Annotated in this window: 23 protein-coding genes; all 23 read right to left on the bottom strand. The window is 41.0% G+C overall.

Annotated features, from left to right (window positions below):
- Positions 1-44 precede the first annotated feature (44 nt).
- The 23 genes from K331_RS0125125 to K331_RS31215 all read right to left on the bottom strand — a co-directional run bounded on the left by K331_RS0125125 (position 45) and on the right by K331_RS31215 (position 25764).
- Positions 45-473: a prepilin peptidase gene (locus K331_RS0125125; protein WP_028592409.1), complete on the bottom strand. Its 429-nt coding sequence runs from the start codon at positions 471-473 to the stop codon at positions 45-47.
- 493 nt (positions 474-966) lie between these two features.
- A complete protein-coding gene (locus K331_RS0125115; protein WP_028592407.1) occupies positions 967-3285 on the bottom strand; it encodes a CARDB domain-containing protein in 2319 nt (772 codons plus the stop codon).
- Between the two features lie 86 nt (positions 3286-3371).
- A complete protein-coding gene (locus K331_RS0125110; protein ID WP_036635740.1) occupies positions 3372-4250 on the bottom strand; it encodes a copper amine oxidase N-terminal domain-containing protein in 879 nt (292 codons plus the stop codon).
- Between the two features lie 435 nt (positions 4251-4685).
- A complete protein-coding gene (locus K331_RS0125105) occupies positions 4686-4925 on the bottom strand; it encodes a DUF3850 domain-containing protein (protein ID WP_028592405.1) in 240 nt (79 codons plus the stop codon).
- A gap of 19 nt (positions 4926-4944) precedes the next feature.
- Positions 4945-5466, bottom strand: coding sequence for an ATP-binding protein (locus tag K331_RS0125100; protein ID WP_036635736.1), 522 nt, complete (start codon positions 5464-5466; stop codon positions 4945-4947).
- The gene (locus tag K331_RS0125095) at positions 5463-5852 is read right to left on the bottom strand and encodes an ASCH domain-containing protein (RefSeq protein ID WP_028592403.1); all 390 of its coding nucleotides are present in this window, start codon (positions 5850-5852) and stop codon (positions 5463-5465) included. Before K331_RS0125095 ends, K331_RS0125100 begins: the two co-directional genes overlap by 4 nt.
- A complete protein-coding gene (locus K331_RS0125090) occupies positions 5830-6879 on the bottom strand; it encodes a GNAT family N-acetyltransferase (protein WP_028592402.1) in 1050 nt (349 codons plus the stop codon). Before K331_RS0125090 ends, K331_RS0125095 begins: the two co-directional genes overlap by 23 nt.
- A 383-nt stretch (positions 6880-7262) precedes the next feature.
- Complete coding sequence (locus K331_RS0125085; protein WP_028592401.1) at positions 7263-8030, bottom strand: hypothetical protein; 768 nt, start codon at positions 8028-8030, stop codon at positions 7263-7265.
- 94 nt (positions 8031-8124) lie between these two features.
- Positions 8125-8475, bottom strand: a complete 351-nt coding sequence (locus tag K331_RS0125080) for a hypothetical protein (protein ID WP_028592400.1) — start codon at positions 8473-8475, stop codon at positions 8125-8127.
- A gap of 565 nt (positions 8476-9040) precedes the next feature.
- Positions 9041-9091 (bottom strand): exodeoxyribonuclease X C-terminal domain-containing protein, encoded by a 51-nt coding sequence (locus K331_RS33180; protein ID WP_404821528.1) that lies wholly within the window; start codon positions 9089-9091, stop codon positions 9041-9043.
- Positions 9092-9107: 16 nt separating this feature from the next.
- Complete coding sequence (locus tag K331_RS30515) at positions 9108-11510, bottom strand: ATP-dependent helicase (RefSeq protein ID WP_051290022.1); 2403 nt, start codon at positions 11508-11510, stop codon at positions 9108-9110.
- A 239-nt stretch (positions 11511-11749) separates the two neighbouring features.
- Positions 11750-16063, bottom strand: a complete 4314-nt coding sequence (locus K331_RS30510) for an OmpL47-type beta-barrel domain-containing protein (RefSeq protein ID WP_051290021.1) — start codon at positions 16061-16063, stop codon at positions 11750-11752.
- Positions 16064-16524: 461 nt separating this feature from the next.
- Positions 16525-17238 carry a CpaB family protein gene (locus K331_RS0125055; RefSeq protein ID WP_028592397.1) on the bottom strand — a complete coding sequence of 238 codons (714 nt, stop codon included), beginning with the start codon at positions 17236-17238 and terminating at the stop codon, positions 16525-16527.
- A 14-nt stretch (positions 17239-17252) separates the two neighbouring features.
- Positions 17253-17678, bottom strand: a complete 426-nt coding sequence (locus K331_RS0125050; protein WP_028592396.1) for a hypothetical protein — start codon at positions 17676-17678, stop codon at positions 17253-17255.
- A 12-nt stretch (positions 17679-17690) separates the two neighbouring features.
- Positions 17691-18134: a DUF4320 family protein gene (locus K331_RS0125045; protein WP_084165564.1), complete on the bottom strand. Its 444-nt coding sequence runs from the start codon at positions 18132-18134 to the stop codon at positions 17691-17693.
- Positions 18135-18196: 62 nt separating this feature from the next.
- Entirely contained in the window at positions 18197-18439 is a 243-nt protein-coding gene (locus K331_RS0125040; RefSeq protein ID WP_028592394.1) for a hypothetical protein, read from the bottom strand.
- A gap of 20 nt (positions 18440-18459) precedes the next feature.
- Complete coding sequence (locus tag K331_RS0125035; protein WP_028592393.1) at positions 18460-19353, bottom strand: hypothetical protein; 894 nt, start codon at positions 19351-19353, stop codon at positions 18460-18462.
- A gap of 15 nt (positions 19354-19368) precedes the next feature.
- Positions 19369-20235, bottom strand: a complete 867-nt coding sequence (locus K331_RS0125030; protein WP_028592392.1) for a type II secretion system F family protein — start codon at positions 20233-20235, stop codon at positions 19369-19371.
- Positions 20236-20240: 5 nt separating this feature from the next.
- Positions 20241-21581 carry an ATPase, T2SS/T4P/T4SS family gene (locus K331_RS0125025; protein WP_028592391.1) on the bottom strand — a complete coding sequence of 447 codons (1341 nt, stop codon included), beginning with the start codon at positions 21579-21581 and terminating at the stop codon, positions 20241-20243.
- On the bottom strand, positions 21565-22266 hold the full coding sequence (locus K331_RS0125020; RefSeq protein WP_156897710.1) for a hypothetical protein: 702 nt from the start codon (positions 22264-22266) through the stop codon (positions 21565-21567). The genes K331_RS0125025 and K331_RS0125020 overlap by 17 nt, the downstream gene beginning before the upstream one ends.
- Positions 22267-22359: 93 nt before the next feature.
- The gene (locus K331_RS0125015; RefSeq protein ID WP_028592389.1) at positions 22360-23658 is read right to left on the bottom strand and encodes a hypothetical protein; all 1299 of its coding nucleotides are present in this window, start codon (positions 23656-23658) and stop codon (positions 22360-22362) included.
- A complete protein-coding gene (locus tag K331_RS0125010) occupies positions 23636-24058 on the bottom strand; it encodes a hypothetical protein (RefSeq protein WP_028592388.1) in 423 nt (140 codons plus the stop codon). The genes K331_RS0125015 and K331_RS0125010 overlap by 23 nt, the downstream gene beginning before the upstream one ends.
- A 17-nt stretch (positions 24059-24075) precedes the next feature.
- On the bottom strand, positions 24076-25764 hold the full coding sequence (locus tag K331_RS31215) for a M23 family metallopeptidase (protein WP_051290020.1): 1689 nt from the start codon (positions 25762-25764) through the stop codon (positions 24076-24078).
- Between the last annotated feature and the right edge of the window lie 4 nt (positions 25765-25768).

The raw sequence follows: 25768 nt of genomic DNA, 5'->3' as shown, positions 1-25768 counted from the left end.
GAGTCTATCCTGCCAGAAAGCTTAATAAAGCGGCGGCTTCCTCCTCAACCCCAATGGTCAAAATAAACCGCCCATAGAAAATGTCCTAAAAGGAAAAACGGAGCAAGTGGTATCTCCAGTCTCCTTTCCTTCCATAGAAACATTCTGCTTAGGAGCAATTTATATATCACAAACAATCCAACCGTTCCTAACACAAGCCATAAGAAAATAAGAGATCCTTGCCAGCCCAATGCTGCACCGATTACTGCCATCAGTTTAATATCCCCACCACCGAAGGCACCTGGACGAATTAATGCAAGTAAATACAGTACATTAGCACCTGCTACAATCCCTATTACATAGTTGTAGTAAGGCTGATCAGCATATAGAAACCTCAGCACAAGGAAATAGGCCAATCCCACCATGAGCAATCTGTCTGGTATAATACGCCATCTTAGATCAGTGTACGTAGCAATCCCGAGCATAATCAGCATCGGGCCCCATGTAAGTAGATCACCCAGTCTCCTCCCCCCCCTTTGTTCGATCTATAAATTAGAAAAAGCCCGTAACTCTCCTATCTGGAGAACTACAGGCTTGCATAATTATGGTATAATCTTCTCAGCATAAACGTAGGAGACGATGAATTGATGGAAGATGTAAATAAAAGGATGAAGCTAGCAGTTAAAAAAACATTCAATCCTATACGAGTATCCATTTTTCTTTTTATTAATGTAATTCTCTATGTTATTTTTGGAGCAACGCTAGGATCATTTTTTACATTTATGACAATTATGTATCTGTTGAAACATATTGATCACGAGTATAAATTCCTTGGAGATGATGATTTCGATACCAAGCTTAACAAATAAATAGACCGTTCTTACAAGACTATTGTACCGAGGAGCCGTGTTAGTAACACGGCTCCTCTTTCTGTCTTTATTAAACCCTACATGCTTTCTAATCAATTAGTTAGTTAACGAGTGACCACTAATTATTGGTAAATACTGATGTATCCCGAACAGCTTGAGAATCATCATACATTGAGCCAAAAATAGTCATCTTCTTTGTAATGCACGCGCTGATGTTGTTTCGTCCGGCTCCCTTCGCTACAATCACGAAGGTAAATTCTCCATCAGGAGCTGCCTTATCAGTATAATACTTTCGTTCATAGTATGAATGATACGGACCACTACTCGTCTCAAAAAATGTCTCCGGCAGCTCCCACGTTGCAGACCGATCATTTCCGCTTGTCTTCTCCAGCGAAAGTGTTGTCACGAACTTACTTCGTGAATCCCATACCCACACAAACACTTCGTCTGGACCCTTTAACGTACCACCTTTTTTAGTTGCTTTTGACGGCACTTTCGTTTCCCAATCAGTGATGTAATTCGTCTTAACTTTGAACTCAACTCCGTAACCTGCACGGGTCACTTCATTCGGATTCAACTTCTGTTCCTTAGCCCATGGGATGATCTCCCAACTTCCTCTACTCTCTCTGCCAGCAGTCGTGCCATCTCTAGGCTGCGTTGGAATCCCCTGCTTCGTATTGATCTCAGCGTTAATCGTTAATCTTTCACTATATTGAACAGTCTCATCCTCCCATATAGTTTTCTTTCTTCCGTTGTCATCCCTCTCAGTTCCGACTTTTACTCTGTACGTTGTATCCCACTCCTCAGTAACATCCGAATTCTCACACTTGCCAGTTTCCTGCTCTCCTGGCTTGATGATGCTACAACTGGTATCAGCTATATTGTTGTCTCGATTGATATCATCCTGTTCCTCTTTCGGATCAACCTCCACAGTCAGCATGTGAATGCCCGAAGTGCTCGTCCATTGAAAGCCTCCTACGGATACAGATGTATTCGCGGGCAGGTTCTTACGTGTTTCGTAGATCACCTTCTTGCCATTCTCCGTGAAACGAATCAGCACATTCGAAACTGCCTTATCACCTTCATTTTTCACCTTAGCCGTCACCGTCGAGTGTTCTCCTACTACAAGTGAATCGGGGCTGGCCGTAATAGATTCAGCTATTAGGTCATTCACTTCAATTGTCCATTCATCTTCAATTGTATTATTGCGATAGGCTTCCGTTGGAGCCTCAAGCCCTCGATCTCCATGGTTTGGATTATTAATCGTTGTAACGACTTTGATACGGTACGTTCCCGGCTTACTGCCCACATCCACTTTGCCCAGCATGTAATTCAGTTCCATGTCATTCTTCAGTTCAGCAGGCAGATTGGTGTTCATAGAAGCTAACTTAGGAGAACTACTCTCAGGGCCTGTGATATTGACCTCAGCCAGCATTGGCATACCACGTTCATTTACATAGTCAGTCATGATGATGTTGTCCCCCGTATACCTGTACTTCACCCAGAGCTGCCCGTTTTCAGTCAGCGTCAGCTTCGTCGGAATATAGTCAATCTTTAAATCTTCCGGCAGTGTCACACTCTTAATCTCCGTCCTGCCGTAGCCATCGTCTAGAACAATGTCCACATCTTTCCCCAGGACCTTTGAAATGTCATTAGCTGCAATCTTCGCAGTATTAGTATAAATAGCACTATCGGTTGTAATAGAAGTGACTTTCACTCGCTTACTCATATCTGGGAAAGCACCCTTTGGCAATGCGAATACATCTACCTGACGCATACTGTTCAAAATACCATGAGCTGTGAAATTCACGGACAAATCGGTTCCAAGCGTAACCTGCATCTCAGGCCATTTGGTGACGGAGTACACGGCCTGTCGCTTATCTTCGTCGATCTTACGGGTCTCTTCAAACTGAACACCCATGCGTTGGACGATGCCGGAGGTTCGGAGAAAGTCTGCCTTACTTTCAATCTGATAATAGAAAAGATGACCCCTTTTTAAATCAGGATCATCTGCGTTAGCTGCAAATTTGGATTTGAAATATTGGCGTTGTTTTTCTGAGATCGTCTGTCCTGACCATATAGAATCGAACAGTTCACCTAGTGCATCTTGACTTTTATAGACAAGTCCAAAACCATTCTCCTTGTCAAAGTTTGGATCGCTCTGCTCTTTCTTCACATTAAACACATCATAATTTAAAACCTTTCGTTCCTTCCCGTCTGAGAACCTGTATATCCCATCCCACCTTGATAATTCCCAGTCCCGTTCTACAGTTTCATTTAAAGCGGGAATGTATCCTAGCAACCTCTTCCCTGTATCTCCATACTCCAATTGAACAAATTTGTTTGAAGCTGGCGTAGAAGTGGCGGCTAGAATAGTTGATCCCATAAGACTAAGGATCAGTGGTACTACTACAAAGGTTTTCTTTAACTTGAACATAGCATCCATCCTTTCTTTTTTCTACTTATTACATAAAAAAAAGAACTGCCAGAATTAGCAGTTCCCTTGTCACTCATTATTGATTTTTATAGCGATTTAGCAAGTTGGATTACATCACTAAGCGTCGCTTCAGCATTCCATGTACCATTGAATCCAGACACGACAACATCTTGAATAACACCGTTCTGAGTTCCATCAATTTCATTCCCTCTGCCATCAAGGAAAATAGCGTAACCCTCTGATTCAGGTTTTCCCGGATAGATTAAATCAATTGAAAGAGAACCTTGCCCTTCTTCTAATTTATACGTATATTGCTTACCTGGAGTGAGAACAGTCTTTTTTAAACTATTTTTGGGATAATAGCTGACCGTGGCATCCTTCGGAATCGTAATCGTAAACTTACCATCAGACACCTTGGCATTGTTCACAAACAGTTCTTTCGCCAGATCAGTGTATCCAAGCTTCCATCCAAACTCATCCTTAGGATCTGGAACCGGCTCCGGATCGGTGACTACAGCGCCTGTGCTAATGCTCACCAGACTCTTGCTGCTGTTCCAGTCCACTGAAGCTCCTAATGCTTCAGATACGAATCGCAGCGGGACATATACACGTTCCTGCTGCAGGCGAGCCGGAACGTCGAGTGTGATGATCTTATCCCCTACCAGCACCTTGTCACTATTCACATTCATGTGAACCGTCTTATCAGCCTGGGTAATGACGATAGTACGATTCACCTTGTTACCAGTCGTTTCTTTCTTATAGTCAACCTTAGCACCGAGTGATTCACTGACGAATCTCACTGGGATCAGCACCCGGTTTTGTTCAACATAAGGCTTGGCGTCTGGGAAAATCACATTCTTACCATCCACCTGAACGTTTACCTTTTGAGCTGCAGATACAGAGGCGGCAACACCAAACAGCATCAGAGCAGACATTAATGCAAGAGACAGTTTCTTCTTCAACATTTTCTTCACCTCATCGATTATTATGGGTATGGGTATACCATTGTCATCAAGTCATATCTGGTTGAGTGTAATTTTAAGAAGTAGTGCTAACAAAAGCGTGTTTAAAATACCCCTAAACTAAAAACAGCCCCTTTACAGGGGTTATTTTCGTTAGAATTCTATTAAGTTTAAATACTTGCTTTCTTGCTTGGTTCCATTATATTCCTTAAACTTTCAAAAAGCAAGATCATTTGTTCGCTTTCATATAAATTGTCTACGTTTTTTCACACTACTCCTCCAGTTACAATATTTTATAAATAGTTACTTGAATTAGTGAGCTCATTATTTTATATCGACTAATAAACAACACATTCGCCACTTTAAATTCGTTAAAAATTCAATGCAAAAAAACCGTCTAAATAGACGGCTTTCTCATTATCCAAATACACGCCTGACCTAATGAAGTAATATAAAACTAAAAACTACGTAATCTTCTTTCTGCTCATAATCTGTAATATACGTTATTTCCCCTTTAACTTTTCTCCCAGTATACAATTCTCTAAAGGGATCCCATTCATTCAGGAAAATCATATCTCTAACATTGAAATTGCGATCATTGTATCTAATTTCGAATGTCTTTATTCCTTTTAAAACTGGATCAAAGAACTCCTTATTGATTTTTAATTGATGTTCCATACTCAAGATCCTTTCAAAATCAATAATTAATAAATTTCACAAGTTCAGTGATCGACACGTTTTTATGATAACCAAAAAGAGGGATTTTATACTTTTCAGAAAAGTTTGAAGCAGCATTAATTTCACTTTGTTGGAAGTCGTTTATAAGTTCTAGTGGATAGTCTACACCATCTCTTTTAAAAAGTCTGTCTTTTATTACTGAAGGCTCGTGCGTAATTAGTACTATTTTTTTTAATTTTGTTCCGAGAAAAGTGTCCTCTGGTAAAACAATAACTGATCGAGATTTGTCCAATAAACAAAAATGACCATCTAACACTAAAAATTTCTTGTCGAATTTAATATCATTTAGTTCTTTCTTCCACAATATCTGATTAGCAAGTGGATCAGATGTGTTTTTATTTGCGCTATCTATCCTAGTTCCCGCTTTTCTAATTAAATCACTAATTGCATATACATCGAACTCCAAAGATTTCTTTAGCTCTGCTGTAAGAAACGATTTACCTGCTCCATGAATGCCAGTGAATAAAATGTAATCGTTCATAGTGATGCTTCTCTAATATAACAAAAGGATTGAGGGGCAACTCTTATCCCCTCATCAATATCTTTCAATTCCAAAGGTGTTTCGTAGGTTATAAAGTCTTTGATCTGTATCGCATAACCTTTTTCTTTATCCCTGAAATATTCGTTAAAGAAACTTCTATTTATACCAGAATGTTTCTTTGTTCTTTGCCAAATTTTATATGGGCTATCTTCCAGTATCTTCTCTATCTCAAATTCACCAACTACCTTTCCAAAAGGTTTAGTAGCATATACAACAACAGTAGAAATATCATCTCTTTTGAAAATACTTTTTCTATACTCGAATTTTTTATTCCCCGATATGATCTCTGCAACAAATTCAGGCTTAATCGATAATAAAACTTTCATCAGTCTCACCTAACTCCATAATTTTATTGAACTGAGAATCCGTTAACTGCATAAATCCAGCATAAGCATTTCTCTCTAGTCCTACTTCCTCAATCAGTCTTTGTCTAATTATTCTTTTATTCAAAGAGAAATTATACAGCATTTTTATAATTATAGGATATCTCTTTGTTGCCCAAAAACTTCGTAATTCCTTATCAGAAAAAACTACACCTTTTCCACAATAATCAAGGAAATCTTGTAGAGTTCTAAAACTCTCAATTCTTCTTGTTTCAACAACTGTACAGATAGAAGTAGCAACTGAGCTATACTCGGCCTTTTTCCCAACATCTTTCATTCTATAAATCACAATATTATCTTTGGGTTTAAGGTTTCCCGTGCCAGACATTTTAGTTAGATATACTTTTTGCACCGTGTTAGTGAAAGACAAATCTTCGATCTTATGCTCTTTTTCTGTATTTAGCTTAGAATAAGGAAACAACTTAGTGTGATATTCAGGAAGAATAGATAATAAGTACTTACTGGTATCATGTGTCGTTATTCTAGGGAAATCCTTGAAAATATCATTCTGCTCTTTTAATATTTTATTATAGACTAATTCTCCATTTTCCTTCTTTCCCCAGAAAAGAAACCCAAATTTCTCAAAAAGTTTAATTAGGCCCTTCTGTTCATCAAATAAAGTAACGTACGTTTCTTCAAAAGATTCTTCAATCATCTTTTTCAGAATAATCCCAAGAAATCTTTCTCCTAAGACTGTGCCATGGGCCATAATTTTAAATGTACCTATTTTCAAGCGCCTTTTTTTGTGTAATGGTGGGTCTATAGTTGTATCTTCCTCATCTTCTTCTTTTAAATACAAAAAACCTAGTAATTTCTCTTGATCCTGCAGAATATATACAGTTTCTTCTCCAAGTGACTTCTTTTCAAACCAAGCAGTAAAGCCGTCATAGGCATCTTTTAAAGAGTCAAAAAAAGGATTCGAAACATTCAAATCAGAAAATTTCACAATCTGAATCACATCATTACTCATGTTATATCTCCTCCATATTATCATTGTTTCAAAAAACACACAAACATAGGTTCGCCTCTCGATGCACACCAGTTTCTCAAGAACGATTTTCATACGTGACTGACAGTAAATTCCTCCTGGCATAAAGCCTCTAAATAAAGAGACTATTTACCTGTATTTATAGTACCAAAAGACTTATGAATAATATGTCGAAAAATGGAGGTTAATTGTAATTTGAGTGTTTCACTTGGCCCAATCTTAGTTGTTTAGATTTCAGATGCCAGTTTGGTTTGCGAATGATAAATAACCGTCTCATTTGAAGACGGTTAGCATATATGTATATTAATCTAAATCTATTATAGGTGCGGGTTTGTCTTGAGTAGGAAGATTAAGAACCCAAATAATTACCAACTAATGCTTGACCATCTGATTTGATTAAGTGCGATAGCGGTTAAAAAACAATTGTTCACTATATTATAAAAGTTGAAATCTTCTTGGATATATAACACCCCAGTGGCATTTATAAAAATAAATCCGACAACGTATATTAAATTTATATGTGATTTTAATGTTTCTACACTATATGTTTCACCAATTGTAGGTTTCTGCATGATTACAGAGATATAAAAACGGTTTATCCAAACTCCTAAAAATTGATACGCTATTAAAAAGAGAGTAATAGTTACATATATTAGTATATAGGGAGAAATTGAAAGAGTAACTCCAAATCTATTTAGTGTATTAACAATAACTATAAATAATAATAGGCATACAAGAAAAAGGATACTCATTGTAGTTACTGTGCTATATAATTTAAAAAATATAGCTAGGAGACACAATAGAGCAAAGCCAACGATTATAGATAGTAGTATTGCTCGTGTAACTCCATTATAAAAGCTCAACCCAACTAGAAGACTAATTATACTAGTATAGAATATTAAATTATTTCTGAACTCTAAAATAACTATTATCATCAGAGCTCCAATAATTGCTGCCAAAGCTGCTGCTCCAATTCTTAGAGTATTGTAGTAAAAGTTTGCTGATCCTACATCTAAAACATAATCATTTGTAAGCTCGTTTAAATAATATATTGCTATTGTTAATATAATACTACCAACAATGAATAATATTAACTTCTGTTTGCGTGTCAAATTGTTATTAAAAAATTGCATTATATAGAATCTCCTTGTACTTCTTTTTTGAGTGCCCTTCTGTAATATGTTATTATATCAAATGCCTTAATAAGTATATGTCGAAATATGTAGATTAGTTAAGATATATGTCTACATTTAAATTTGCGACTTGATTCAAGTTTTCACATCTTTTCTTAATTAAAGTAATCAATGAAGATTGTGTTTCATCTGCATACCTTCTCACTCGAAAAGTTTTGCTTCTTCTTTCAGCCCTCACCTTAACCTCCCATAAAGTTTCTTCATAACTCTTTGAGAGCAGCATAATAGATATTATTTCAAATGGTCTTTTTCGATTTTTGGCGCTGGGAATACTTCTCTGATTTTCACAACCAAAACGGCATATAGCTAGAATTGGATCATCATAATGATACACATATTTAAGTTTCCTATTCTCATTCTCACACTGATCACACTTCCCAATCATCTAATCAACTCCTCATAAAATACAAAATACCGCCACTCGCAATTCAGCAAATGACGGCATTAAATCCTACTTTTTAGATTACTTTAATCCAGGAATCATTCTGTTTATCAAAACGAATCTTAAATCTTGACTTTAAATCTGTAACTTGATGATTATCATCTGCTACATGATAGTCCCCTTGAGGCATTTTACAAGATAGACATACATGCATAACACATTTTCGTTCGATGGTTTTACTGTATCGCAATTCCATTGAAATTCCTTCTTGCAATGCAAATGGGATGATCGACTCGGGCTTACAATGTACAAGGGCACTAACAATCGGATACCCATCTCTAAACACGTTTTCGAGCTCAGGATTAAATAACAACATTATATTCATTGGCTTGTTGCATTTCCAACACTTATAACCTGAGCGTACATCTACATCCCAAAGAAATAATTCAGGGTATGAGTTAGGAATTGTTTCAATATAGTAAAGATATTCATCCTTGTTATTCATTCCTTGTTATTCATTCCTTGTTATTCATTCCTTGTTCTTTCATCCACTCGAAATAACTTCGATTTAGCTAAAAACTTCATGTACACTCTTTCCCTTATACTTGCCAAATGTCATATCCATAAAAGATACCTCAGCCATTTCTGATTTGTAGACCTAAATGTTTTATAAAACTAGAACGCTTTATAGCCTTACCCTGCGTTGTTTTAGGAAAAGTAACATATAAGTTATGCTTAGCACGTGTAACTGCAACATACATAAGTCTTCGTTCCTCTTCAATTGTCGGCGGCGGTTCGGCCTTCTCCTTGCACTCTGTTATGTTTAATGAATTTAATAACTTTGCCTTTTTTGCAGGTAAACCCTCTTCATACACACCCATCACAAAAACATTATCAAATGCTAGTCCTTTACTTTTGTGAATAGTCATAAAGCATAACGCATTGTATTTCCCTTTATTGTACTCCTCCAATCGTTCTTTCATCTGTTTGCTTTTATCTTTTAATCGTTCATAGTATGAGATTAAATTGCCCCACGTTCTATAATGCTTCACTTCCTTAGTTATCCAATCTATTTCTTCTTTAGTCATTTCTTTCTTAACAACTGGAAATTCAAAAAATGAACCTACAATTTGAATTACTTCGACATCTCGTCCACTCCTAATTTCCATAAGACCTAACAAGTATTTATTAATAATTGCTGTATCCACTCTAGGCTTGTTTTTTTCTACAAATTGCAAAAAGTCATTTATTAAATATTCGGACCGAGCCGATCGGATAAAACGATTAAAATCATTGTTACTAATATAATGAGAATTGGCGAGTTCATTAAGAATAGGACTCCACAAGGCTAATTCATCGGTCAAGTTATTTGTGCGGAATAAAGTAAGCCATTTATTGAAGCTATACTTAAAGTTAGAAATATTGAATATCCCTAGAACATCCTCCTTACTTTCAATAACGTATGGAATATTTCTCTCATCCAATACTTGATAGACGTTCTGTAATTGACCAACGGAACGATAAAGCACCGTAGAGCATTTATAATTAATTTGGTTAGGCATTTCCTGATAAACCTGTTTAGAACCAAGCTCTTGTGCCTTAGTTATTATCCAATTCGCTTCATCCGTTGCATCATTTGCAGCCCAAACAAAAGCTTCTCCTTCTGAATCATGAAAAGGAGTCATCGACTTTAAAATTCTATTATTATTGTTCTCGGATATGATACGATTTCCAGCCGTAACTATATTGTGTTTTGAACGATAGTTTGTCATTAGCTCAATAGTTTTTGTTGAATATATTTCATGAAATTCTTTAATGAAATCTGGATCAGAACCTCGGAAAGCATAAATACTCTGATCGTCATCTCCAACAATAATAAGTTTTGGACCTCCCCCCTGTGGCGGACAAATTAGTTTCAGTATCTCCATCTGTAATGGGTTTATGTCCTGAAATTCATCAACAAACATATAATCAAATTTTGACCAAATGAATTCCCTTGCTGCTTCAAACTTCTGCAACGAATAGTACAGATTCAACAAGAAATCATCAAATACAACTAGTTTTTCTCTAACACGAATTTCATTAAATTCAATGAGCATATCGTAAAATCTTTCACTCAGTAAATATTCAGAGTCTTTATCAATACCGTTGTAATGCATTGCTACAAAATCTCTCATCTCAGTCGGGCTATAGGTAAGACTTGTCCAATAATTGACACGATCCTTTATCAATTTATCACCATACTTGTCCAGGTCGGAGAGACGATATTTCTTTATTAGACTACGAAGCAACTTTTCATAATTTTCGGTACTTTTTTTATTTATTTCGCCTACCACCCCTACAGATGCAAATGAAGGGAATCGCTTTATAAGTTGATTGAAAAGTGATTTAAAAATACTGTGAAACGTACCAATATAGACGTTTGTTCCTTCTTCGCCGAGAAACTTTTCTACTCGTTCCCGCATCTCATCAGCTGCTTTTCGAGTAAATGTAACCATACAAATTCGACTCTGTGGCACACTTTCCATCATTATGAGATATGCGGCTTTTGCACAAATCGTTTCAGTTTTCCCACTTCCTGCTCCAGCAATAATACGAAGGTTCTGCTCCATCCTATAACGAACAGCAGAAAGCTGCTGCGAATTGAATGAGTTTCCCTTTATTTTTTCAATATGATCAAAGAAACCTTTGTCTTCATCCCATTCACCAACTATTTCATCAGAAGTTGAATATGTAACTATTTCACCATATCGGGCTTTGTAAGATTCCTCTGTTTGTATGCTATTATTGAGTCTGGTCTCTACTTCCTCAATAATCCTCTCTAATGTTTCAATATGAACTTCTTTGTTTCTAACTAGATTCTTTAAATTATCTATCTGTCGTTTTAAATCTTTATTTATCAAGTGACTGTCTGTTAATGCCTTAACTGACTGCTGCTCTTTCATTCCTAAACTCATTATTTCTGCCTTCTGACGAGCTATTTCATCTAGCAATACATCCCTCTTTGTAATTTTGTTGAGTACATTTTGAAATGGCAATTTTCAAATCCCCTTTATACAATAAATAAAGCACAGGTTTAGCTTTAAATCTCTTGTAACAGCTATCCTCTGTTCTTCTAGGTATTTAGCATCAGGATGAATATACCATTTATTTTTTCCAATTTCTATATGTGCAACTAAGTTAATACTTTTCCTCATGGCATTAGACCTACAAACATCTACTATTTTGAAGTGATATAGATGGGCTATATCCCAACATATGATATAGCCCAAACTCACTAAAACCCTCTTGAACTTTTATCCTGCAACAAATTAAATATCATCTCGGCCGCTTCAGCCCTAGTTACAGGCTGCTTAGGACGAAAGCTGCCATCTGGATAGCCCTGAAGTAATGACTCTCTGGTTAATCCTAATACCTCCGTCTTAGCCCATTCTGCAATGACCTGCTCGTCTTGATAGAATTCCTGGAATCCAACTGATTTCTCCGGCTGCACAACATTGCCCAGCATCTTGGATGCCTGCTCACGAGAGATGAGTCTGTCCGGGGCAAAGACAGTATCAGAGAACCCACGAGCCACGACATGCTTAATGGCTGTTTTTAGTTCAGGAATGTACCACCCATCATCTTCAAGGTCCTCAAAACTGAGCTGCACGTTTGGCTCCTCTGGAAGCTTCAACGCCCTTACAAGCATCGAGGTGAATTCTGCTCGTGTCACTTCCCGATAAGGTTCAAAGGTCGTATCGCTTGTTCCTTTCAGGATGCCACGATTAACAAGTTCTTGAATCTTATCGCGATTAAACACACGATCAATGTCCTTGAACACAACTTTATCGGTTTGTACTGGAATAGAGGATTCCTCTACAACTGGCATTGGTTTTGGAATAACTGGTGGGATTATTTCATTTATTGGTGCTTCATTAGCTGGAGTTAAGGGATTACTGCGAGAGAGGGTGCGAATGGATACGACGTGTGCTTCACTTTTTACTCCACTACTGTTTTCGGTCCAAATTTCAATGTCATACACGGTACCACTCTTGACAGGCTCCCATGTAAAAGCAGTGTCCTTACCTTTGTATATTACTTCTCCTTTGTAAGAAATCACAATTACATCGCTTGGCTTCGTATCATTAACCGTAATGGTGATCGAAGTGTGTTGTGGCTTAGCCTCTACCGAAAATGAACCATCAGGTAACGTTTCAAATGTCACAGAGCTGGCTGCTCCTGATCCGCTGCTGTTCACTGGCTCAACCTTGACCTCATGAACTTCTGAGCTGCTGAAGCCTTCAAAAGCGTAATTCAGTTCTGTTGTGTCGCCCAGCAGTTCATCATCTAGGTAGACCCGGTAGTAGTCAGCTCCGGGTACTTCTTTCCATTCTGCAGCAGCGCTATGAGTCGTAATGTCCGTAATCCAAGCATCACCTTGTTGAATTGCGCTTGGATTGGTTCGCCAGATAAAAATCCCTGCCTTCCCTTTGCCTGTTGAATTCACCGCAACGACCCTGAACTCATAATTCGTTCCTGGCTGGAGATCAACAATCTTCAAGCGTGGTTCAGTAGTTCTACCCAACTCCTCTTCACCTTGATAGATTATATATTGAACTGCACTATTCACTGGTTCCCATGACAATATAAAGCCCTTGTCCTCTGGCTGCTCAACAGAAAATCCGACTACTTGAGATGGCAGTGTGAGGAATTTCCCTTTGTTGACTTCTCCCCATCCAGAAGTGTTCCCTGCCGTGACACTAAAAGAATACTGTTTACCTGCCTTTAGCCCATAAACGGCTGATGAAACGTCTGACATCGTATAAGACTGTCCGTTTATAGTGACCTCATACTTACTGGCTCCATAGACAAGAGTCCAGCTAAGAATAGCAGATTGCTCCTGAATATCTATCACATTCAACTCTTCCACTTGCTCAGGTAAGGTTAAACCATAGGTATCTGCTGTCACACCAAAGCCACTACTATTAAATGCCTGTATGGAGATATGGGCTGGCGTACCTGCTGGCAGATCAGGAATCGTAGTTTCCAGATCCTCTGCATCCATGTGATACTCCTGTACACCATTCACAATAATCTTATACCCTGAAGCTCCCCGAACACGATCCCAAGCAATCAGCATCTCATTTCTGCGTGCTTTGACTACTTGAAGACCATTGACCATACCGGGAAGGGTTAGAACATCCAGATAGCTATATGCCCCAGTTCCTGTTGGATTCACGGCAGAAATTCCATAATGATATGCGGTCCCCGAGGACAATCCTGTATCCAAAAAGGCTTCATACACCGCCTCCGAAACTGGAGTATCCTCTCTTTCCAATACATAATAGGTAGCGCTAGTCACCGTGTGCCAAGCTAAATCCACATGATTTTCACCAATGGACACGCTTTTAAATCCTCCTGGTATGGCTGGCAATGTCAGAATGGATTGATTCGTTGCCGCTCCTTCACCCGTTTCATTAATAGCTGAAATAGCAACATTGTACATCGTTCCTGCTTGTAAATTCAGCACAGGTTGATATACATTGTCTGTCACCGACTGATTGTACACTTCTTGCTGCGTGGCCATGTTGTAAGCCACGATACGATATTGCTGAGCAGACTGTACAGGATCAAAGCTGGCTGTCATCTGTGTCGCATCTCGCTCAACGGGTTTCAGAGTCAGATTAGTCGGTGCAGCAGGCAGCGTGAGTAAATGGATCTTCTCACTGACGGCTTCACCCACATGATTTTGCACACTCAGCTCATACTCATAGTTCGTGCCTGCGGACAAAGACGTATCCTCAACCTGATCTCCCGGATACGTGACACGCATGGTCTGTCCATTCGTAAGATTGTGTAAGGTGTATACATAGCCGTCTGTATAGCTATTTCCGTTAGGAAGGGTCCACTGAAGGACAGCTTGATTGAGGCCGATTGACTGCACGGAAAGCTCTGGTGCTATAGGTGATTGCTGCAAGCGTATCGCTGAAGAACTAGCTACCGTACTGTTCCCTACGTTATCCTCCACCTTGGCATGGATGTACCAAATACCTTCTTGCGTAATATTCACTTGGAAGCTGTTACTGCTTGCTAACTCCCAGCTATCAGGTTCCTCTTGAGAAGAAGTAACTTTATAGTAACGACGATCTGGATTGACGCCAGAACCATCATCTTCATACTGGATCGTAGCTGTAACAGGATCTGCCGACCAGCCACGCTGAGATGGATTAATTCGAATCACAGGTTCTTTTTTGTCAATTCGTACTGTCTTTGTCGTTTCCGTGCTGGTATTGCCTGCCGCATCAACAGCGCGAGCTGTTATGAGCGTCAGTCCATCCTTAGCAATTGTCTCCTGCTCCCCTGCACTATAACTTCCATGATCAATCTTGTATTCATAGCGGAAACTTCGTGCATCGGTAGAACCCGACACGGTGAATTGAACCTCATCTTGGGTGTAGCTGTCGGTAGACAAGGTAATACTTGGTGCGGTTGGTGGTGTACGATCTATAACAGACGTTCCACTAACAATCACACTGATATTTCCTGCATGATCTATACTACGAGCGAAGACTTGATTCTCGCCTTCAGCAGAAATAACAAATGGACCCGTATAGATTTGCCAGCCTGAAGATGATCCCACCCGATATTCGGTCTGCTTAATACCGCTTAGGGTATCCGTTCCCGGAGTAATCGAAATTTCCACGTCTCCAAAAGTATCCTCTTGAGGATTGGTATGAATGAGTGGAGCGGTCGGTGGAGTCTTATCAATCTTGGAATCCGAGGAAACCTCCGCGCTCACGTTGTCTGCTTTGTCCAACGTTCTTGCATAGACGGTTTGACCTTCATCCGACAACGTAAATGGAGCCGTGTACACAGTCCAGTTGCCATTATTAATACGATACTGTGTCTCCTTGACTCCACTGCCTCCAGTATCTGAGCCGTCTGTAATTGTGACAGTCTTATTCCCACGCTGCCAGTCGGCTCCGCCCGTAAGCAAAATGCTAGGCGGTTGTGGCGGTGTTTTATCGACGATAATTGATCCTCCTTTCTCTGTACTACTACCACCATAACCGTCACTCACGGTAAAAGTCACAGGCCAAACACCTTCTTGTAACTCAGCAGTAGAGAACGAAGGATACCACGCTGTACCGCTATCTACGGTTACAATCTTGGACACCGAACCAACAGATGCTGTGTATGTGAGATCATCACCATCATCATCTCGTGCACTCAAATAGAATTGGGCTGGAGAAGAATTCAGACCTAAATACGAAGTATTCATAATCCAGGCTAAAAATTTTGGAGAGCTGTTGATGATCGCTCCTTTTACATAATAATAACCGTCTACTGCTCTTCCATGGTCTGGATAAGTGCCGTTTAGAGCCTGTACTGTTGCTATGTGGGCACCAGGACTATAATTGTATCCAGAAGGCTTAGCAATGTACTGTCTTCCGTATACCTCCTTTTTGGAACCATCAGTATCCCACCCTGTAGCAATCCATAATTCGTTACTCTCACGAGATCCTAGCACCTCAATACCATTGTCTACCGTAAATTGCTGTACATACGGGGTTTCGTCAGGTCGAAATCCTCCTGTGTTACCCGACACATACGCTACTCGTTTCGAACCTGTGAGTGTGTATGTACCAGTAGAGCTGTTAAAAGAGTATGTTGGATACGCTGTAACACTCAGACCTCCACCTCTGTAATATGAACCATCTAGGTAGCTAAAATCAGCAGCTAGTCCTAGTGCATACGGATCGGTCCAAGGACCGTATGGTGTTGAAACTGCCTCATACCGCTCATAATTATATAAGTGAGTTGCTGCATATGATTTTGCTGGAGGAATCATCAACCCGAATGTCTGCAATACCATACAAGTAATGAGTAGTAAATTCATTTGTCTTCTCGTCTTCAAATAAGGTGAGACTGGCTTTGATCCTTTCCTGTAGGAACCACATAAGCTTATCCATTTCATAAACTGAGACTGTCTGTTCATTCATACGCTCCTTTCGTGACAAGCAAAAAAGCAGACACATGGAATGCCTGCTTTCGGTCTAATCCTGTACATTAGTTCATCTTAGCGACTTGAGTACGATCTACTCCTGTGGGTGCAAAGTAAACGCGACCTTCTTCTTGATAATGAATTAGTGCAGCAACCACCTTAGTATCACTGGTTTTTACAATCGCAATGGATGGGATCGGATTCTGTTGTTCATCCTGCGGATTGTAGCCATTTTGGTTTTGGCGATCTTGAATGAGCAAGTCCTTCAGCAATGGATCTTGTTCGGGAGTAATCAGTCTTGATGGAGTCTGATTGTCTCCTTCTACATATACGTAGGCATCAGCTAACGTTCCGGGTTTAATGAAATCCCCTGCACTTCGCACCTGATCCGTTTGAACCCCAACAAAAAACTCTCCCTGCTTTAACTCTACACTCTGACCATATTTGCTATCCTTCGCAGTCATCAACATCGTTTTGGAGATAGGGAATCCCGCAGGCAGCCCAATCTCACCTGTGACCCATTCCTCGCCTTTCAGTTCATCAAGAGAAGTTATCGCATCCTCTGGAATCTCACTTTGCACGACATCCTTTGGCACAAGCTTTCCAACCACAGGACTAAACGGAACGATATTCATCGCTGGTACAAGGACCTTTTTTGTTGTTGTTTGTTGCTTCACGATCTGATTTTGCAAGATGACTGCTCCTCCTGCTAGAACCAAGGCTACGATGAATATAAGCAGGCGACGCGTTGTTTTATTCCACCATCGTTTCAGTTTCATCACTTCACTCCCGTTCATAAAAATTCTGCTAAGTATGGTGTGTTCTTCTTCACCGTTAGGGGCCAGGCATCCAGACCAAACATTTTCCCAGCACCCAATTCCAAATGGGTTCGATACTCCATTTCAATTCGTGGTTTATCACCTGCATACGCAATACCCACTTGGAGCGAGCTACCATGGAAGAACGTATTATTTAAATGAGGATCTAAGTTCAAATTGCCTTGCAGCTTCGAGGATATGGTCTGCTGAGCTGAATTCTGGTCCAAACGCAAATGACCACGTTGTCTGTCCAAGTCCTCTGTCGCTGCTACAATGGCTGCATCTAGTGACTGTTCAACTGCCTTTTCGATCTTAAGATACGCCATATAGGTAACACCAATATCTCGAATAAAGATAAGTCCTACCGCTGCCAGAATAATCATTGCCATTGTTCGTATCATGTCGTATCTCCCTTAACGAATAAACGTTCGAGCAAGACCATCTGCTGAAACATGAATAGGCAGGGTCAAACTTTTCCCTAGTGGTTTTAGCCCAATCGTCTCATAGTTCATCTGAACGGTTAACGTGAGAGTTTCCCAACGCTGCACAGTCTTTGGGGTTGCCTCACTGATCGTCACCTTGGATGGGTCAAGACCCATTGTGATAAGCATGTCGTCAAACTGCCTACGATTGCTGATACTGTAACCACTCTCGGCTTTCATGACCTCCATCAGCTCATTGGCCCCAATCACCAGCTTTTGGCGCTGACTCCAGTATCCATACAAATCAACCGAGCAGTACAATAACGTGCAACTCACAAGAATCGAAAAGATAATACTTAGGGTTCCTGCGATCCCACCTCTTTGATTTCGAAGTGGAAGCTTTAATTTTTCATACAAACGTCGAAATCTCCTCAAGTGATACCATCTCCTTCATAAAGAAAACGGGACACTCTGTGCCCCGTCCCAGCATTCTTGACTTAAGACATGCTGTCCAGTTTGCCTGTGATTTTATTGAAGAAGTTAGGCAGCCAGCCAGAAAGCAGGCCCCAGACCAAGACAATTGCCAGTACAGCAAGAAGGGCATATCCCAAAATTTCAATAATGGTTGCTCCAGCTTGGTTTTGCAGAGGAGCCTTCAATCTTTTTAAAACACCTTGAGCTTTACTTACGAACGCTACCATCAGCCACAACATAAAACCTGTCATTTTCTTAGTCATCATTTTCAATTCCTCCAATGGATTTAGATATTTTGAATTTCTGAAATAATCGTTGAGAACGACAAAATAACGGAGCCAAACGCAAAGAATGCGTTAAGCAAATAAAGATATTTGATTTTTTCCGGCTGGCTTCGTGTCATGTCTTTCAAGGCCGCTAAACGCAGCTTCTTCAAATCTCCTTTGATATTATCGAAATACTTCTTCGCTTCAACATAACCATTGTTCACCCCGATTTTAACGGCAGCAGCAAAGTCCCTCATCACGGGAATATCCGTCTCGGCTGCAAATAAATCGACAGCATCAGTGAGCTTCATAATCCGCACATTGGCGTTTAATCGAACCAACATTCGCTTCATGCGAGGGCCACTGGTTTCTTCCAGCCGTTGAAGTGTTGTGATGAACGACTTCCCTGTTTCCAAGGTAATCATCATCTTACTAATAAGCTGGGGTAAGTCACGCACAATTTCATCTTGTCGCTTCTTGTACTCTTTTCTGATCTCTGTGAGCTGCGCCAGATAAAACACGATGATGACTACAGGCAGAGCCAAAAGCAGAGCTGGGATTTTAAAGATAAATGGCAGCACTAAAAAAGGAAGGCACCCGACAATGGATTTTAACAGTTTGTCGGCAAGCTCTTCCTCAAAGGTGTTATCTTTTCCAAGCAGGTTATACATACGCCGCAGTTGACCACTTAGCAGTGGTAGACGCAGGTTCGTAAGCTTCGGCATCCACTTTTCTGCAATAAATAACGTCATCGGGTCCATTCTCATACGACGCAATTCCTGATTACTTTTTACAATCAAAGCAGCTTGAGATGCATATCGTTTCTCCAGGTCGAATCCCGGTAGGAACCGAGCAAATATGAGAATCGAAATGATCATGATAGCTACGAACAAAAGCGTTCCTGATACGAGCAATTCAATCACCTCCTTTCAAAGTTTATCAAGGTTCAGCGATAGAAAATCATCGCCTTTAGATATCGAAAACAGTGTGGCTGCTGCAAAGGAAACAATATAAACCTGACCAAATGACGTATTCAGAAATACATTTTCGTCCCCAGTATTCAGAAAGGATAGAAGGATCGGCATTAACCAAGCCATGATAGAAATCAGAAACAAATCCCTTCGTTTTCGCTTGGCATCAATCTCAAGTTCTTGAATCTGCTGAATATCCTCGCTGATCTCTTCTACCGTTTCTCTCAAGCTCTCCAATGATCGAGCATGGAACCCTTCTGTCTGGGTTAAAACTAACTTTTCCATGAAGTCTTCCATTTTCCGTATACGAAGCTCTACCATCATGTCATCCAGCACCTTCTCTAACGGGAATCCCACACGTAGCTGATTGGATGCTTGCTCAAAAATTGGCTTGGTTACACCACTCATATCGGGTAAGGCGTTCTCCAGAGCCTTTTGGATATTCGGAAAATCAGCCAGCTTTGAAATAAACAAACGCAAGTTTGCAGGCAAATCAAAAAGAACGTTTTGCCGAATCTTCCGTTTCACCTTGAGCACAATGGCACGAGGTAGAGTAAAGCAAAGGACAATTCCCAAAGCGATAAAAAAGTAGTTGCCAATAAAGATAGCTATCAGGGCAACTACGATGATGGAAAACACGATAATACTGATAAACTCTTTAGACGATAGCGACCATCCAGCATCTTCGGCTTCTTTTCGTACTTTTTCATAACCGAGCAACTTGCTCAGCGTAAATGGCTTATCAACCTTGGCCTTTGGAAACAAAAATCCCAAGGTGAAGAACATCAAGCCAAAGTAATAGATATACATCATCCAATTGGGCATAGCCATCACTCCTCACACCAACGGGATATCACCTCGCGTGGAGCACTCTCTGCTATCAACTTGCTTTTAAGCTTACTGAGCCTACCGACATGATCAAATGCTCTTAATGTAGGATCATACCTAAAGATCGAATTAATCACGGGTTTATCTCCTTCAAAACCAAGCAATTCTCCGATCTCAAAAACCACCCTTTTTCCTGTACTCGCTTCATACTTTTGAAACAAGATCAAATCAAAACTCATTGCAATTTGAGAAGCTGCAAGTGGATTATTACCTGTTAACTGCAAAAAACGAATGGCAGCTTCCTGTGTCCCATTCGCATGTATTGTCAGGTGAACGATATGCCCTGTATTGGCTGCAACGAGGGACTGCTGCGCCGCATGTTCATCACGAACCTCTCCGATCAGGATGACATCTGGGTTTTGTCGCAAGCTGGTCTTCACTAGCTTCGGTATGAAATAGGACTTACGAGCATCCTCATGCTCTTTCACAACAACCGAGGCGATATTCGGATAGTCCTGGTAGGTTGTCTTATTCTTAAGCAGCATTTCCTCAGAATCCTCAATGCAGAAGAAACGAGTCAAGCGATCATAATAGGCTGGGAAACGAATCAATTGCGTTGTTTTTCCACTGTTTGTTCCCCCAGCTACTACACAGCTCACTCCGTATGGCAAAACGTCCTGCAAGAATTTAGATATCAATGATGAAATATTGCCGTAAGCAATACATTCCTCATCCGAAAAAACATCTGGTGGGAATTTACGAATGGAGATAATGGGACTCCTGGTACTGACCCCACCGCGAGTAACGTCCATAATGACATTGATTCGAAACCCCCGATAGTTGGCATCAACAACAGGTTCATTCGCTGTTAGACTTTTCCCGATAGGCATTAACATTTTGTCAATGGTGCGGTAAATATGATCGACATCCTGAAACCGAATTTCAGTCATATGTACCGGGAATCCATTTCTCTCTACAATGACTTCAGCTGGACCATTAATTTCAATGCTACTGATGCTCGGATCATCTAGAGCAGGCTGTAACACACCCATTTCTGTGATCTCCGTTTGAACATAATTAATGACTTCTGAAATAGCCATGCTGAATTTAAAATCCCGCTGATCCCGAATGTAATCCATGATGTGGAATTTCACTCGCTGCCTTGCATCCTCGTCAATGATCGCTTTTACAAACTCATCATTATAATGCGTAATCAAGTGCTGTTGGGTCCTCTCCAAAAGCCCCTTGATATTTTCATCATCCGTCTTATTGCGCACACTTGGCATTTTCAAATCGGGGCGCTGGTACTGCACATATTCAGCAGGATTAATGATTCCGATCATGAGCCTCTTCCTCCCATCTGCTTACAACATCATCTGCTCGGCTGTACATTTTCTCTTCTTTAAAATCTCGAAGGTCACTGCCATTGACATTGAACATGTGGGACACAACCCCATAATCCTGCTTCAATGTCTTATAGGCCGTATACGCATGAATCAGTTCCATGGGCGAATTCATCGCCAACACCAAATGATCTGTTTCCCGGATCGAGAAGAAGGTTAAGGGATGAATCATTTGACCTTGAAGAACAACAAAAATATTGTCGTAGCCCGATAAATGCAATTTCAAATACGTAGGAACTTCCTGAAGGGTCTTTTGCTGTTGGAGCTTAATCAATGTCGGTGTATCTGGCTTGCTCTTAGGTTGAATTAGCAGGGCATCAAAACCATTAAAGGAATAAAGGTACTGATGAATGCCCTGAAGCATTGCTCGATCATAGTCGATGAGAAATTGATCCACTGTCTCCTTCGATTCCAGTTCGGATACCCCAAGCTGATACGCAATACGCGGAATCCCCAAACATGGGAATTCGACCACAACAGCCGTTTGCTCACGTTTCTTCACAAAGGTAAGTAACTTTTCAAGTAGTGGAAATGCGTCTGCACCAGACGGATTCCACAAAGTCACCATTCTGCCTTTGAGTGTGGGTTGCCGAGTCTCCTTTTTCGAATGGCGTTGTAAAAACATGACATCTCTCCTCTTACCTAGGTTCTTGAAAGGCACTGGCCCTCAACCTATAAAAAAAGCCTCCACCCGAACTACATCAGGCAGAGGCTTTGCTTAGTGGATAAACCAGCGTTTTTTCTTCACTTTCTGCTCCGCATCTATCCAGAATTTCAAATGCCCTTCTGTCAGATGTGCCTCATCGGTAAATGGATTGGCTATCATCACATTTAGCAGTAAAGGTGAAGAACAAAACGTGAATAGTTCTTTGCACTCACGGTACATTTCATCGTCAGCGTAATTGACGATAATGGAAGCTCGTTTCGTAAGCATCTGTACATCTTGAACGTGACGGGCCCAGCGATTCAAGTCCCACGGGGCTGCTGAAATTGTTACATAGTGAGCTTGGCTCCGTAAAAACTCCTGAGCTGAAGGTAAGTATCGTGGCTTCCCTTCGGTCAGTTCCACCAGGACACCAAGATCAAGTACAATCACTTCGTAATCCATAGCATACACTTCCATGACATCCTCAGCAGTGCGGTTGGGAAAGAAGTCGATGCCTTTCCGCTCAAACTTTAGCCCGTCAAAATCAGAAGCAAAACTGACTAGATCAGAAGGGCGATTATGGCTCTGATATTCAACCAAAGCGGTTTTGTATTGCCGCGCCGCTTCAAATGCGATTTGGATAGCCGTGTGCGTATTACCACTACGGGCCGCCAAAGCTCCTACAGCCACCGTATAGGGCTGAGACATAGGTGGTATGGCTGATGGCACGGGCTTTATCTGTGGGACAGCAGCTACATCAGGAGTGGCTTCTCTTGGTGCTTCCTGTATGATCTCTTCAGATACAGACGTGCTCTCTTCTACCTCCTGCAGTGGATCTTCTTCAACTCTTGAAACCCTCCTAAGCCCTGTAAATCGCTGTACCGCAGCTTGAATGGACTGCATCATGCTCCTAGATTCCTTCGTGAACTGAGACTGGCTTTCTACTCTCACCTCACGCTGACCTGTTGGACGCTCCACGCCAAAGGAAGGAACATCCGCTATGGTCTTCTTGGTTTCAATCCAAGCCTGCACGTCCTCTACGGCAAAGTGTTCGGTTGTATACACATCATAAATACCATACATCCCAAGTGTTCTTCGCCAATCCTCGTCCTCTTGTGGAATGAGGACGATCAGTCGCAGATCAGGGACACTCGCACGAATTTGTTTAAGTAGACGGATGCTCTCCCGCTTATGAGCCACTCCGATTGCAGCATCGACTAGCGCGATATTTGCATCAATCTTCCCTGCCGTTGCTGCAATCTCGAATTGCTCTAAGGTGACATCCGAGCCGGAAACCGTGTAATTCTTCATGCGTAGCGCCTCCGTGAGTGACTCCAGTATAGACTTGCTAAATACCAGATGCAGGTTCAATCGTTGTTCCCCCTTTACCAAGGAGCCAGTTTAAAAATGAAATGATGAATTCAATGATCTGTGGCCAGAATTGAATAATTAAGAATCCAGTCACGACAAGGAGCAAAAATAGAAAAGCAAATGCCATAACCTTCTTGAAGAAAGCTCCTACAAGGAGTAGACAAAGAAAAATGATCAGGGCTAGTCCAATATAGAGCTTGCTTCCTGACCGTGCGACACCAAATAATTCATTTCCTTTTGACTCCAGTTGCTTACCAAACTGATCCGGGTTAAACTCCGTGTTATGCTGCTGGACCCGTTCTACTACGCTCGTATCCGATGTCGATGCGGACACCGACACAGGATACAACGAAATACAAACAAGCACCATTAGCACAGCCACATACCACTTCATGCTCATGGCGGTTCTCCTCTATCCTATAAATTAGATAATTGGTCATAGAATGAACTTACATTCTTCCACCAGTTCTCTGTATCTGCCGCATAGTATCCATTGGGATTGTCACGGCTGCTAAGCCACTGAATCGGATTCGCGTCCGCAGGCCGCCCTTTGGAAAGCTTCACGATCGTGCGCGCTGCTATACGTGCAGACTCACCTGTATTCAATGTAGCTCCCTTACCACTGTTCCAACTACCGAACACATTCCATGGATTTCGAACGATTTGACTGGCCTTCGGGTGACTTGCTGGAACGAAGGATTGCTCAGCTCCCGTGATAGCAATAAGCAAATATGGATCTACGTTCGTCGCCTTACCTGCCTGATCAATCATCCGTAGAATGGATTCTTCGGCTAAAGCTGAGTTTCGAGCTTGTAGCCACTTTTGAACTGCCGTAATATTTAGTGCTTTATAGGTCAATACTTTGGAACCCGTATATCCAAAGTACCCTAAAGGGTCTACTGGTTTTCCACCCGCTCGCACTTCAAAGTGTAGATGCGCCCCAGTGGAGCCCCCCGTACTTCCCACCTCACCAATCTTCTGACCCGCTTCGACCTTTTGCCCATTCACAACATCAATTCTAGAAAGGTGATAATATCTAGTCTCGATATCTACATGACGAAGAATGATGCTATTGCCGGCAGTCCCCATCGGAGCGGCATACACGACGGTTCCTTCTTTCGCTGCGAGAACAGGCGCTCCTTGTGGAGCAGCAACATCTATACCATTGTGCATTTTTGTGATTTTTTCGATAGGATGCACACGCAGCCCAAAGGAGGATGAAACCTTGGAATAACCAGGGGCAGGCCAAAGTAAATCCCCATCTGAGGGTATCCAGTCATCAGGAGGCAAAAATCCCCCTTCGCTTTCATCATCCACTAAATAAGAAAGCCAGTATTCCATTAAAAACTCCTGATCTAACTCGCTAACCTCGCGATCAATCAGGAGTTGCCGTAGTGGAATCCAATCTTCATCCAACACCAGTTCAATTTCTGTAATGGAAAACCAGTGAACCGTGGTGGTTAATGGGCCGCAAGGTGAGGAACTTTTGGTTATAACGACACTTGGCTCATAGGCATACTTATAGATGTTCTGCATGGTGTTTGCTTGTAACAATAGCTCGACTTGCTCAACTTTCGTTTTACTAATGACAACCCATGCTTCCTCTTCTCGGACACAGTATTCCGTAATGGTTTTCTTCTCACGGGTATCCCACTTGAATTTTGGCCTAACCTCTTTAAACGTCTGTTCGGGCCTCAAAATGACTTCTTTCTCTTTTTCCGAATACGTAGTTAAAAATGAGGGATCATTCAATTGCCTATCTACAATGGCAAGCCAGCCCCACGGTAAGGCATAGGGGTCCACTTGATTAAGTTGATTCTGGTTCAGCCCCTTCTTCCAACCCTCTGCAACGTTTTGATACTCCGCAATCGCATCCTCCTGCTCTTCTTTCGATCCAAAATAAAGAGCCTGAATCTGATCTTGATCAGAGTAGGCTCCTAGAATGGACTCTCTTGGCATTTCAAACATAGCGTAAAAGGCTATTACACAGACAATCAATAGAGCACATATGATCAGGACATAAGGCCAAATCGCTGCCAGAAGTTTCGTGACGAGCCAATCGGCAATCAATTTAATCCCGCGCTTCGTTAGCTGCTCTAAATCCATAACT

Origin of the sequence: Paenibacillus massiliensis subsp. panacisoli DSM 21345, from assembly GCF_000426545.1 — a bacterium.
GTDB lineage: Bacteria > Bacillota > Bacilli > Paenibacillales > Paenibacillaceae > Paenibacillus > Paenibacillus panacisoli.
This window is presented reverse-complemented; position numbering and strand designations above follow the sequence as displayed.